The following is a 12,836-nucleotide window of genomic DNA, read 5'->3' as shown; positions in this document are numbered from 1 at the left end:
CTCTTCGATCAGGACTTCAGGAACGCCAGCAGGTCGGCGTTGATGACGTCGGCGTGGGTGGTGGGCATGCCGTGCGGGAAGCCCTGGTAGGTCTTCAGCGTCCCGTTCGCCAGCAGTTCGGCGGACTTCGGGCCGGACGCGACGTAGGGCACGATCTGGTCGTCCTCGCTGTGCATGACCAGCGTGGGCACCGTGATCTTCTTCAGGTCCTCGGTGAAGTCGGTCTGCGAGAACGCGACGATGCCGTCGTAGTGGGACAGGGCGTCGCCCATCATCCCCTGACGCCACCAGTTCTCGATGACCGCTTCCGACGACTCGACGCCGGGCTGGTCGAAGTTGTAGAACGGCCCCGACGGCAGCGCACGGTAGAACTCCGACCGGTTGGCCGCCAGCTGTGTCTGCAAGCCGTCGAACACGCTCTTGTGCAAGCCTTCCGGGTTCGCATCGGTCTGAACCATCAGCGGCGGCACCGCGCTGATGAGGGCGGCCTTCGACGCACGGCCCTCGCCGTGGCGGGCGAGGAAGCGGACCACCTCGCCGCCGCCGGTGGAGTGTCCGACGTGGATGGCGTCGTGCAGGTCGAGGTGCTCGACGAGGGCGTGCAGATCGTCGGCGTAGTGGTCGAGGTCGTGGCCGCCGGGTGTCTGGGTCGAGCGCCCGTGGCCGCGCCGGTCGTGAGCGATGACGCGGTAGCCCTGGGCGAGGAAGAACAGCATCTGGGTGTCCCAGTCGTCGCTCGACAGCGGCCAGCCGTGGCTGAACACGATGGGCTGGCCGGTGCCCCAGTCCTTGTAGAAGATGTCGGTGCCGTCGGTGGTGGTGATGACGCTCATGTCGGTGCCTCTCGAAGTCGGAAGAAGGGGTGCGGGCCCAGTATCAGTCCAGCGGGTTGGTGCGGGTGACGATCAGTGGATCGGCGGGGGTGAAGGGGAATTGGGGGAGGTCGTCGATGTGGGTGCCGAAGGTGGCGGCGAGGACTTCGCGGGAGTAGGCGCTGGCGGATGCGCGGTAGCCGATGTCGGCGGGGAAGGGCTGGTCGAAGAAGATGAGGAAGTGCCAGGGGTCGGTGCCGGTGTTCTCGATGTGGTGGGGGTAGGCGCGGGGGATGAAGTACATGTCGCCGGTGGTGAGGTTCCAGGTGTCGAGGGTGCCGTCGGGGTTCATGATGGTCATGCGGGCGTCGCCGTGGTTGACGTAGCCCATCTCGGCGGTGACGGGATGCCAGTGCGGTTCGCGCATGCCGTTCTCGGTGACCCGCAGTGAGTACATGGAGATGTCCTTGAGGATGGGCCAGAACTGGTCGCGGGCGAAGCGGGCGTTACCGGACACGTAGTTCAGTCCCGGGGATTGGGCTTCGACGTCGAACTTGTGCGGGTCGTTGAAGTGCGCGGCGGCGGGCACGACGGGGTCGCCGATGCGGGCGGCGAGTTTGTGGTCGCGGGTGCTACGACGAATCTTGGCGAAGTCGGCCGAGGGGAGGTCGTAGGTGTTGCCCAGGACGGCGTCGGAGAAGGCGCCGAGGGTGGCGCCGAAGCCGAAGTCCTCGGGGAGTTCGTTGCGGAAGGCGATGATGAATTCGGCGACGTCGTCGCCGATGTTCTCGATGTGGTGCAGGGAGCCGGATTCGGCGTGGAACATCTGGCCGGCGGTGACGATGAAGGTGGAGAACTTGCTGCCGCTGTCGAGGATGGAGACCAGTGCGGTGCCCGAGACGCAGTAGGTGAGTTCGTTGGCGTTGGCGTGCCAGTGGGGTGTGCGCATGGCGCCGGGGTTGAGCAGGACACGTTTGATGGACAGGCGGTTAAGGATCGGCAGGTTGTCGGCGGTGACGCGGCGCATCGAGCCGAGGTCGGACTCCTCGACGATCTCTCCGTCGAGCAGGGAGGCGGTGTGGACGCTGCGTGCCTGTGTGGTGGTCATCGGATCTCCTCGAAGGTGGTGGGCCCCGTCGATGGGGCGTTCGGCCTGGCGACGTCTCCGACTCTCGTCTCCGTCACGGGAAATGTCTTGGACGGTGGCGGCCAACCGTCGTACCGATCGAGGTGCACGGCCGCTTCCGGCTAGCAGGTATTGACCAACGGTGATGGTCGGGCCCAGTGTTGCCTGACGTCGCCCACCGGGGCATCAGTCGAGTGACTGATGGATGCACCGCCGCGGTGGGCGAAGATCACTCGACCGGCCGGATCGACCCCCCCGGCCTATCATTCAAGGCGGAGCCGCGGCGCGGAGAACACGAGGGCGGGACGCGATGAGTGGATGGCGGGGTGCCGGCGACCACCGCGGTGTCGTCGTCCTCGATCCGGCCATCATCGAACTGATCGACGCGATGTCGACCCCGCCGACGCTGCGCCAGCTCGGACCGCAGGACGGCCGGATCGCGCTGCGCGAGGCGCAGCAGACGCTGCGCGAGCACCCGGGGACGACGGCGCGCTTCCACACCGCAGAGGTGGGACCGGCGGGCCTGACCGGCCTCTGGGTGATCCGCCCGCGCCACGCCGAGGGACCGCTGCCCACCGTCTTCTATCTGCACGGCGGGCGGTGGATGTTCGGTGACGCCGACACCCACGCTCACGTCGTGTCGGAACTCGCCGTCGGAGCGGGCGTCGCGATGGTGGTGCCGGAGTACAGTCGCACGCCCGAGGCCCGGTATCCGGTGGCGCTGGAGGAGTGCTACGCCGCGCTGCTGTGGGTGCACGCCAACGCCGACGACCTCCACCTGGACGTCACGTCCATCGCCCTCGCCGGTGACTGCGCCGGCGCCACCATCGCCACGGCCGTCGCAATGCTCGCCAAGTCGCGTGGCGGTCCGCGACTGCGCGCCCAACTGCTCTACTACCCGCCGACCGATGCGGCGTGCGACTCGGCGTCGCACCGGGAGTTCGGCGACGGCTACCTGCTGTCCAGCGCGGAGCAGGCCTGGTACTGGAACCAGTACTGCGACGGCGACCGAACGTGCCCCACGGTGTCGCCGCTGTACGCCCGCCCCGAGGACCTGACCGGTCTGCCGCCGACGATGGTGGTCACCGCCGAAGCCGACGTGGTGCGCGACGAAGGCGCCGACTTCGCCCGCAACCTGCGCCGCGCCGGCGTCGACGTGACCGCCCTGCGCTACCTCGGCACGGTGCACGACTTCGTGGTGCTGAGCCGGCTGGCCGAGATCGCTCCCGCCCGGGCGGCGATCGCGCAGGGCTCGTGGTTCCTGCGCGAGAGGCTCCACGCGTGAGCCCGCACCGGTTTCAGATCGTCGGCCGCGACGAGCTGGTCGCCCTCACCCGGGCCGTCGTCCGCGGTGCCGATACCGCTCCACCGGCGGTACTCCTGGTCGGCGAGTCCGGGATCGGCAAGACGGCACTGCTGCACTTCGCAGTACGCGCCGCCGACGACCAGCTGTGCGTCGTGTTCGCCGCGGGCGTCGCGGGGGAGTCGCACGGGTACGCCGCGCTGGCCGGACTGCTGTGGCCGGTGCTCCCGTCCGCGGCGACCCTGCCGCACGCCCTGCGCGACGCCCTGACCGAGGCGATGCACGGGCCGCCGGCGGTCGCGCGGCCGGCGCTGATCCGCGACGCCGTCATCGCGGTCCTCGAGGCCGCCGCCGTCGAACGGCCGGTCCTGCTGGTGATCGACGACGTCGACCTCTTCAACGACGAGATGCGCGATCTGCTCGTCGGCGTGGCCGCGCAGCTGATCACCACGCGCGTCCGGGCCGTGCTGACCGCGCACCGTCGCCACGTCCTCGCCGGCGTCGGCCGGGCCCTCCGCACCGTCGAGATCGGACCGCTGTCGCCGCGCGACTCGGCGTTGCTGGTGGACTCGCAGCCCGAGCAGCCCAACCCCAGCGTGCGCGGCGAGATCATCCGCTGGTCGCGCGGCAACCCGTTGGCGCTCATCGAGTTCACCCGCGCCTACGCCCGCAACGGCACCTCGACCTTCCACGGCGCCACCCTGTCCGGCGGCGCAGGCACACACCCGCTGTTCGCCGACCGGATCGCCGCGCTGCCTGCTGACACCCGCCGGCTGCTGCTGTTCGCCGCCGCGGGCACGGGACGGGAGACGGTCGACGCCGTCACCGCCGCCGCCGGACTGGGCAGCCACTTCGCCGCGTGGGAGCCCGCCCGCCGGGACGGCTACGTCGAGTTCACCGACGAGCGCCGCATCGTCTTCGCGCACGCGCTGTTGCGCGCCGCCGCCTACGCGAGCGGCGACTTCGGCGAGCAGCGCGCCGCGCACCTCGCGCTGGCCGCGATCGCCGGTCTCGAGGCCTCCGCGCGAGCCTGGCACCTGGGATCGGCCGCACCCGGATCCGACGAGATGATCGCCGCGATGCTTGAGGCCACCGCGAGCCAATCCGCGCCGCGTGCAGACGAATTGGAGCGTGCCCGGGCGCTGCAGCGCGCCGCCGAACTCAGCCCCGACCGCGTCGACGCGGCGCGGCGGTATGCGCTCGCCGCGGGCGCCGCCAACTTCGCGGGCGACCCGGCGTGGGCGCTGTCGATGACCGAGATGCCGCTGCGCGAGTCCGACGATCCGAACGTGACCGGCTACGCCGCGCTGATCCGGGCGTCGATCCTCCTGCAGTCCGGCCGTGCGGGGGCCGCGTTCGGGGTGATAGACGCCGTCCTCGCCGGACCCTGGCCCGACGACGGCCACCTGGTCCTCGCGCTGCTGTACTCGGCGGGCGGTGCCGCGTACTACACCGGTGACGTCGAGCACCGTCGGCGCCTGCGCGGGTGGCTCGACCGCGTGGGGGCCACGCCGCCGACGCCGAGTGCCTTCCCGCTGCCGTTCCCCCCGGCGGCCGCCGACTTCCAACTCGCCTACGTCGGGATGTACGCCGACACCGCCGCTGCCGACGCACGGCCCGTGCTGCCGGCGCCGGTGGACCGGCCCACGGTGCCGGAACTCGAGCCCGTTCGCCGACTCATCGGTGGCACGATGGCCTTCGCCACCGACGACACAGTTACGGCCGCAACCGAACTCACCGGTGCCATCGAAAGTCTCGCGGCGGCGGGCGGCCTGCGTGGCTTCGGGTTCGCCGTGGCGCCCCTGGCGTGGAGCCTGCTCGACACCGGACGGTGGACCAAGCTGGCCGAGATGCTCGACGAGGTCGCGGAGCTGTGTGCGGTCGTAAGGGGCTCCACGCTCGTCGAGCGCGAGACCCTGGCCTGCCAGGCCCAGTGGATGGCGATGCGCGGCGACGTCGACGGTGCCACCCTGGCCGTGAGCCGGGCCCGGGAGTCGGCGGCCTCCGCCGGCGGGCCGCCGTGCGTCACCGAGGTGAACCTGCACCGCGCGGCCGGCTGGATCGACGTCGCCACCGGGGACTTCGACGCCGCCTATCGCCGGTTCCGAGCCATGTTCGATGCCGACGGCCGACCCGTCCACTTCGTGGTGTCACACCGCGCCCTCGCCGATCTGGCGTGGTCGGCGGCGCGCAGCGGGCGCATCGAGGAGGCGGCGCCACTCGCCGCGGCGATCGGTCGCGGGCTGGGTTCCGCACCGTCGGTGAGGCTTCGGCTGCTGCGGCACCAGGCGACCGCCCTCACCACCGACGGGCACCTCGCCGAGCGGCACTACAAGCTCGCGGTCTTCGACCCCGCGGGCGAACAGTGGCCGCTCGAACGCGCCCGCGCCCGCCTGCACTACGGCGAGTGGCTGCGGCGGGCGCGCCGGCCCGCGGAGGCCAGACCGCTCCTGGCGGCGGCGCTGGAGGTCTTCGAGCGGCTGGGTGCCGAACCGTTGGCGGGCATCGCACGCGCCGAGTTGCGCGCGGCGGGTGTCACCACCACCTCGACCGAGGACGCCGGCGACCTGCTCGGCGCGCTCACCGCACAGGAGCGGCAGATCGTGACCCTCGCGGCGTCCGGTCTGACCAACCGCGAGATCGCCGAGAGGCTGCGGCTCTCACCGCGCACGGTCGCCTCGCACCTCTATCACGTCTACCCGAAGCTCGGGGTGAGCCGCCGCCACGAACTGCGCGAGTTCACGTCCTGATCCCGTGCAGCGCAGTCGCGAGCGCCGCCACGGCCTGCGCCGTCGCCGCGCGGGCCGCGCTGGATCGTGCCAGGGCGTCGAGCACCGGAAAGCCGTGGATGGTGCCCTCGTAGCGGACGGCGGTCGTCGTCACGCCCTCCTGGCGCAGCCGGGCGGCGAAGGCCTCACCCTCGTCGCGCGCAACGTCCGCCTCGGCCGTGATGACCAGCGTGGGTGGGAACTTCGCGAGATCGGCGGCCGACGCGTGCAGTGCGCTGATCGTCGGATCGGTCCGGTCGCCGTCACCGAGATAGCCGTCCCAGTGCGCGAGTAGGTGGTCGCGGTGCAGCAGATAGCCCTCGGCGAACTCCTCGGCCGACGGCGTATCGAGCGCGGGATCGATCACCGGTGTTATCGCCACCAGCTGCGCGACGCGGAACTCGTTGCGGCGCAGGGACAGCAGGACCAGGCAGATGCCCAGCGTGGCCCCCGTCGAGTCGCCGGCGACCGCGACGCGCCGCGGGTCCAGCCCGTGCCGCGCGCCCGCCTGGTGGATCCAGCGGACGGCCGCGTAGGCCTGCTCCAGGGCGACGGGGTGGCGCGCCGCGGGCGACGGTGCGAACTCCGGGACGATCAGCGCCGCGGGCGTCCCGACGGCAAGCCGGGAGACGATCCGGGCGTGGCTGCGGCTGTCGCCCACCGCCCATCCGTCGCCGTGCAGGTACACCACCGCGGGCAGCGGTCCCGCGACGTGGGACGGACGGACGACGCGGACCCCGATCATGCCGTACTCACCCGCGGCGACGTCCACCCACTCGTCGACGGTGCCGGTCCCGTCGGGCGCGTCCTGCAGGTCGGACCACGCCGTCCCGCGCGTACTGATCGACTCGAGCAGATCCGTGACAGCCGGGTCCAGCACGAGGCCGGGTGCCTCGGCCGTCACCGCGACCCGCCACGCGTGACCGTCATCGCCCCAGTGTCCGCCGACCGCGGCCAGTGATCATCAGTCATCCGACTGATGACGTCGGGCGCCCCGGCCAGCACACTGCCAGGATGAGCCTCGACGGGAGTCCCGTGCGCAGCGCCAACCGCGCCGTCGACGTCCTCGCCGCCACGGCGTGCAGTACCGAGAGAGGACACCGATGACGACGATGGATCGCGTGGGCCAGTCGGTCAACCGCGTCGAGGGTGGCGGCAAGGTCACCGGCGCGGCGACGTACACCGCCGACGTGGTCCTGCCGGGACAGGTCCACGCCGCGCTGGTGCAGTCCGAGATCCCGCACGGCACGGTCACCGCGGACTCGCTGCGCGCGAGTGCCGACCGTGTCGCGGCGGCCCCCGGCGTCCTGCACGTGCTGACGCCGCTGAACTGCCCGCCACTGCACGCGCTCCCCGACGACCTCACCTGGGACCTCCCGCTGGAACGCCGCCCACCGCTGTCGGACCTGACGGTCCAGCACGTCGGACAGCACATGATGCTGGTGGTCGCCGATACGTGGGAGAACGCCACCGCGGCAGCAGCTCTCGTCGAACTCGACTACGAGCCGCTGCCGGCGACGCTCGACGCACACGACGTCACCGAGGCGCCCGGCGGGCAGGACGGCCCGATCCGGCAGGGGAGCTACCGCCCCGACCACTTCGTGAAGCTGAGCGAGGAGAAGCTGCAGGACCGCCGCGGCGAACCACCCACCGACGGCAGCGTCCGGATGGCCGCCCGTTACACCACGCCGTACAACGCCCACTATCCGATCGAGCTGTCGGCGACGATCGCCGCCTGGGACGGCGACCGGCTGACCGTCCACGACAGCACCCGGTGGATCGCCGGCGAACGGGCGGCACTCGCGGTGTACCTCGGCATGTCCGAGGACGACGTCCGGGTGCTGGCCCCGTTGGTGGGCGGCGCGTTCGGGTCCAAGAGCTTCCTCTGGATGCACGTCGTGCTGTGCGCCGTCGCCGCCCGCGAAGTCGGACGCCCCGTCAAGCTGGTGCTGACCCGCGACCAGATGTTCTCCTCGACCGGGCACCGGCCGCGCACGGAGCAGGACGTGGTGCTAATCGCCGACGACCGCGGTGACATCCTCGGCACCGAGCACCACACCCTCACCGAGACCTCGACCGTCGCGCACTTCTGTGAGCCCGCCGGGCTGTCGACCCGATTTCTGTACCAGTCACCGCATCTCGAGGTGTCGCACCGCACCGCGCGGATCAACGCGCCGACGCCCTGCTTCATGCGCGGCCCGGGGGAGGCGCCGGGCCTGTTCGCGCTCGAGGTGGCGATCGACGAACTCGCCCACGAACTCGGCCTCGACCCCCTCGAGTTGCGCGTGCGCAACCACGCGGACCGCGATCAGGCCAGCGGCAAGCCGTGGTCGGGCAAGCACCTGCTCGACTGCTACGAGTCCGGCGCCCGTCGCTTCGGGTGGGCGGACCGGCCCGTCACGCCGCGTGCGCTGCGACGCGACGGCGTCCAGGTCGGCTGGGGGATGGCGACCGCGACCTATCCGGGCCGCCGCATGCCCGCGTCCTGCCGGGTGGTCACCGCCCCCGACGGAACCGTCCAGTTCGCCTCGGCCACACACGAAGTCGGTAACGGCGTACGGACCGTCATGACGCAGGTCGCCGCCGACGCGACGGGGTTGCCGCTGTCGTCGGTGAGCTTCGAGTCCGGCGACTCCGACTTTCCCGCCGCGCCCTACAGCGGCGCGTCGCAGACGACGGCGACGGTCGGGTCCGCCGTGTTCGCGGCGGCTTCCGAATGGCGGCGACGGGTCGACGAACTGGCCGGCTCGTCGTCTCCCGAGGACCTGCTGAACGTGGCGCGCGCACACCACGATCGGCTGAGCTTCGTCGCCGACAGCGACGCCGGCGACCAGGAGCACGAGGCGTTCCAATCGTTCGGCGCGCACTTCTGCGAGGTGGAGGTCGACGAGGAGATCGGCCGGGCGTCGGTGGTGCGGTGGGTCGCGGTGATGGACTGCGGCCGCGTGCTCAACCCGAAGCTCGCGCGCAGCCAGGTGATGGGTGGCATCACGTTCGGGCTCGGGATGGCGCTGCTCGAGCAGGTGCCCTACGACGGCGAGACGGCCCGCATGATCGGCGAGTACTACCTGCCCACCCACGCCGACCGTCCGGACTTCGACGTGTCGTTCGTCGACAGCACCGACTACGGCCTCGACCCGATCGGCGTCCGCGGCATCGGTGAGATCGGCGCCTGCGGGGTGCCCGCCGCCATCGCGAACGCGATCTTCCACGCCACCGGAAAACGGTTGCGCGACCTGCCGATCACGCTGGAGAACCTGATGACGCCGTACCGACCGCCGACCTCGGAGGAGGCCCGATGAGCGAGGAACACGTGGTGGAACTCCGCGTCAATGGCGAGGCACACCGCGTCGAGGCCGACGTGCGCACGACGCTGCTCGACCTGCTGCGCGACCGGCTGGACTTCACCGGCACCAAGAAGGGTTGCGACCACGGTCTCTGCGGGGCGTGCACGGTCGCCGTCGACGGCGAGCGCGTCGTCAGCTGCCTCACGCTGGCCGCCTCGATCGACGGTTCCGAGGTCCTGACGGTCGAGGGCATCGCCTCGGGCGACGACCTCCACCCGCTGCAGCACGCGTTCCTGGACTGCGACGGCTTCCAGTGCGGCTTCTGCACGAGCGGGCAGATCTCGTCGGCGCACGCGATGCTGGCCGAGCATGCCCGCGGCGACCTGAGCACCGCGTCGTTCGAGGGTTCGCGGGAGGACGTCGTCAGCGGGTGCTCTCGACTGTCCAACGCGGAGATCCGGGAACGCATGGCGGGCAACATCTGTCGCTGCGGCGCATATGCGAACATCGTCGACGCCATCGCGTCGGTCGCGGGGGAGCGGTCGGCGTGAAGACCTTCGAGTTCCGCCACGCCACGTCCGTCGACGACGCCGTCGCAGGGGCCGCCGCGGGCGGTACCTACTTCGCCGGCGGCACCAACCTGCTGGACCTGATGAAGGGCGGGGTCGCCCAGCCGACCGCACTGGTGGACCTGCGGCGGCTGGGCCTGACCGACATCACCCCGACCGACGAGGGCGGGGTGTTCGTCGGGGCGGGCGCGAGCAACAGCGCCGTCGCCAACCACAGGCTGATCCGCAGCCAGTACCCGGTCGTGTCGCACGCGATCCTGAGCGGGGCGACGACGCAGCTGCGCAACATGGCCACGGCAGGTGGAAACCTGCTGCAGCGCACGCGGTGTCCGTACTTCATGCAGACGACGTTCACGTCGTGCAACAAGCGGATCCCGGGCAGCGGGTGCGCGGCCCGAGGTGGATTCCATCGCGAGCACGCGGTCTTCGGGGCCAGCGAGGAGTGCGTGGCGACCCATCCGTCCGACATGGCGGTCGCACTGGCCATCCTGGACGCGGTCGTGCACGTGCAGGGGCCCGACGGGCGGCGGGTGGTGCCGATCGACGGGTTCTTCGCGCTGCCGGGCGACACCCCCGACGTGGACAACACGTTGCGGCCCGCGGAGCTGATCCTCGGCATCGAGTTGCCGCCGTCGCGGTTCGCCGACCATTCCTGGTATCTGAAGGTGCGCGACCGGCACAGCTACGCGTTCGCGCTGGTGTCCGTCGCGGCGGGGCTGGCGATGGAGGACGGGGTCATCGCGTCGGCGGCGCTCGCGCTCGGCGGGGTGGCCCCGAAGCCGTGGCGGTTGCACGCGGCCGAGGCGGCACTGGTCGGCCGTCCCGCGGACGAGGCGGCGTTCCACGCGGCCGCCGCCCTCGCGATGGACGGCGCGGACCCACTGCCGCAGAACGAGTTCAAGGTCGACCTGGGGCGGCACGCGGTGGTGCGGGCGTTGACCCGCGCCGCCGCCGTCGAGTGAGCGGTGACGTGCACGGCCACTCGCGCTCTGGTCGCGTGAGCGCTATCTGAACGCGGGCATCGCGGCCGCGGGGGAGTGGTGTGTCTCCGGCGGGCGTCAACGATCGATGACGCCCCCGGGTGGACCGTGCCCTTCCTGGCCGTGCGTTCGCGCGTTTGCGCGTCGAGTGAGCGGTGACGTGCACGGCCACTCGCACTTTGGTCGCGTGAGCGCTATCCGAACGCGGGCATCGCGGCCGCGGGGGAGTGGTGTGTCTCCCGCGGGCGTCAACGTTCAGTGACGCCCCCGGGTGGACCGTGCCCTCGCTGTCCCGCCCGTTCGCGCGTCGAGTGAGCGCTATCCGAATCCGAGCGCGGACCCTACCGGCCGGGGATGTACTGCAGCGCCTTGACGAACGGCGGCATGATCTTCGCCCACAGCTTCGGCGGAAGCCCGCGCGGCCCACCGAGGTTCAGGATGCGCGTGGTGGCGATCGTCTGCGGCTCGGTGTACTTGATGAGCCCCTCGGGGCCGTGGCGACGGCCCATCCCGGACACTCCCATGCCACCCATCGGCGCACCGGTGCTCCCCCAGGTCGGCGCGTAGCCCTCGTCGACGTTCACGGTGCCGGCGTGGATGCGCGCGGCGATCTCCTCGCCCTCCCGCTTGCTGGCCGCCCAGACGCTGGCGTTCAGGCCGTACTCGGTGTCGTTGGCGCGGGCGACCGCCTCGTCGACATTGGCCACCGGGTAGATCGAGACGAGGGGTCCGAACGTCTCCTCGCGGTAGCACTCGGCGTCCTCGGGGACGTTCGTCAGCACGGTGGGCTCGAAGAACAGCGGCCCCAGGTCGGGCCGCGGCTTGCCGCCGGCCACGACGGTCGCACCCTTCACGACCGCGTCGTCGACGTGAGCGGAGACGGCCTTCACCTGCTCCTCGGAGATCAGGCTGCCCATCTCGACGCCGAACTCGTAGCCGCCGCGGAAGGTCATGTTGCGGACCCGCTCGCCGAACACACGGGTGAACTCGTCGGCGATGGACTGCTCGACGTAGATCCGCTCGATCGAGATGCAGAGCTGCCCGGAGTTGGCGAAGCAGGCGCGCACGGCGGCGTCGGCGACCTCGCGCAGGTTGGCGCCGGCCGTCACGATCATCGGGTTCTTGCCGCCGAGTTCGGCCGAGAAGCCGATCAGCCGGCGGCCCGCCTGCTCGGCGAGCAGCTGGCCCGTCGCGGTGGACCCGGTGAACATCAGGTACTCGGTGTTCTCGACCAGGGCCGTACCGACCACCGAGCCCTGCCCTGGGACGACGGCGAACAGGTCCCGCGGCAGACCGGCGTCGTACAGCAGCTCTACGCACGCCAGCGCGCAGTACGGCGTCTGGCTGTCGGGCTTGAGCACCACGGCGTTGCCGGCGAGCAGTGCGGCGATCGCGTCGGACACCGCCAGCGTCATCGGGTAGTTCCACGGCGAGATGACGCCGACGACGCCCTTCGGCTGGTACCGCACGACGGTCTTCGTGAGGCCCGGCAGCATGCCCGTCACCCGCTGCGGACGCAGCAGCTTCGGCGCGACGCGGGCGTAGTGCCGCGCCGTCATCGCGATGTCGAGGATCTCCTCCTGCGCGGCGTTGCGGGACTTGCCCGTCTCGGCCTGCGCCATGTCCATCAGCGAGTCGAGGTTCTTGAGCACCAGGTCGCGGTAGCGGTGGAAGATCGCGGCGCGCTCGGACACGGGCCGGGTCGCCCACTCCTTCTGCGCCACCCGGGCGCGGGCGATCGCGTCCAGGGCGTCCTGCGCGGTGCCGACCGGAATGGTGGTCAGCTCCTTGCCGGAGAACACCTCGACGACCGACCGGGTGGGCCGCTCGGACGCGTCGGGGATGGCGATCAGATCGGCGAGACGCCCAAACGTAGCTGCGGACGGTGCGGGCATGGCGACTCCTCGGAAGGTGTGTTACTGGCCAGTAACGCTATTTGCAGTTCTACCCGATCGGACGAGACCAGCGCCAGCGGCCAACTGCGTGCATCG

The 12,836-nt window shown here is 71.2% G+C and carries 9 protein-coding genes; 5 read left to right on the top strand and 4 right to left on the bottom strand.

Going from position 1 to position 12,836, the window contains the following annotated elements:
- Positions 1-8 precede the first annotated feature (8 nt).
- Both G6N64_RS29080 and G6N64_RS29075 read right to left on the bottom strand, forming a co-directional pair.
- The gene (locus G6N64_RS29080; RefSeq protein WP_163801212.1) at positions 9-833 is read right to left on the bottom strand and encodes an alpha/beta fold hydrolase; all 825 of its coding nucleotides are present in this window, start codon (positions 831-833) and stop codon (positions 9-11) included.
- Positions 834-876: 43 nt separating this feature from the next.
- The gene (locus G6N64_RS29075; protein ID WP_163801211.1) at positions 877-1,920 is read right to left on the bottom strand and encodes a cupin domain-containing protein; all 1,044 of its coding nucleotides are present in this window, start codon (positions 1,918-1,920) and stop codon (positions 877-879) included.
- 328 nt (positions 1,921-2,248) lie between these two features.
- Between G6N64_RS29075 and G6N64_RS29070 the strand changes: the two genes are divergently transcribed.
- Both G6N64_RS29070 and G6N64_RS29065 read left to right on the top strand, forming a co-directional pair.
- Complete coding sequence (locus G6N64_RS29070) at positions 2,249-3,223, top strand: alpha/beta hydrolase (RefSeq protein WP_163801210.1); 975 nt, start codon at positions 2,249-2,251, stop codon at positions 3,221-3,223.
- Positions 3,220-5,991 carry an AAA family ATPase gene (locus tag G6N64_RS29065; protein WP_163801209.1) on the top strand — a complete coding sequence of 924 codons (2,772 nt, stop codon included), beginning with the start codon at positions 3,220-3,222 and terminating at the stop codon, positions 5,989-5,991. The genes G6N64_RS29070 and G6N64_RS29065 overlap by 4 nt, the downstream gene beginning before the upstream one ends.
- Here G6N64_RS29065 and G6N64_RS29060 read toward each other — a convergent pair.
- Complete coding sequence (locus tag G6N64_RS29060) at positions 5,981-6,913, bottom strand: alpha/beta hydrolase (protein ID WP_163801208.1); 933 nt, start codon at positions 6,911-6,913, stop codon at positions 5,981-5,983. The two genes, G6N64_RS29065 and G6N64_RS29060, sit on opposite strands and share 11 nt — an antisense overlap.
- Positions 6,914-7,112: 199 nt before the next feature.
- On the opposite strand from G6N64_RS29060, the gene G6N64_RS29055 reads away from it, so the two are divergent.
- Genes G6N64_RS29055 through G6N64_RS29045 form a run of 3 tightly spaced genes read left to right on the top strand, consistent with a single transcriptional unit; the run spans position 7,113 to position 10,827 of the window.
- Entirely contained in the window at positions 7,113-9,311 is a 2,199-nt protein-coding gene (locus tag G6N64_RS29055; protein WP_163801207.1) for a xanthine dehydrogenase family protein molybdopterin-binding subunit, read from the top strand.
- Positions 9,308-9,847 carry a (2Fe-2S)-binding protein gene (locus tag G6N64_RS29050; RefSeq protein WP_163801206.1) on the top strand — a complete coding sequence of 180 codons (540 nt, stop codon included), beginning with the start codon at positions 9,308-9,310 and terminating at the stop codon, positions 9,845-9,847. Before G6N64_RS29055 ends, G6N64_RS29050 begins: the two co-directional genes overlap by 4 nt.
- Positions 9,844-10,827: an FAD binding domain-containing protein gene (locus G6N64_RS29045; protein ID WP_163801205.1), complete on the top strand. Its 984-nt coding sequence runs from the start codon at positions 9,844-9,846 to the stop codon at positions 10,825-10,827. The genes G6N64_RS29050 and G6N64_RS29045 overlap by 4 nt, the downstream gene beginning before the upstream one ends.
- Before the next feature lie 359 nt (positions 10,828-11,186).
- Here G6N64_RS29045 and G6N64_RS29040 read toward each other — a convergent pair whose 3' ends face one another.
- Complete coding sequence (locus G6N64_RS29040; protein ID WP_163801204.1) at positions 11,187-12,740, bottom strand: succinic semialdehyde dehydrogenase; 1,554 nt, start codon at positions 12,738-12,740, stop codon at positions 11,187-11,189.
- Positions 12,741-12,836 lie beyond the last annotated feature (96 nt).

The organism is Mycolicibacterium sediminis (assembly GCF_010731735.1).
GTDB classification, from domain to species: domain Bacteria; phylum Actinomycetota; class Actinomycetes; order Mycobacteriales; family Mycobacteriaceae; genus Mycobacterium; species Mycobacterium sediminis.
The sequence above is the reverse complement of the archived record's forward strand: the minus strand, read 5'-3'. Positions and strand labels throughout refer to the sequence as shown.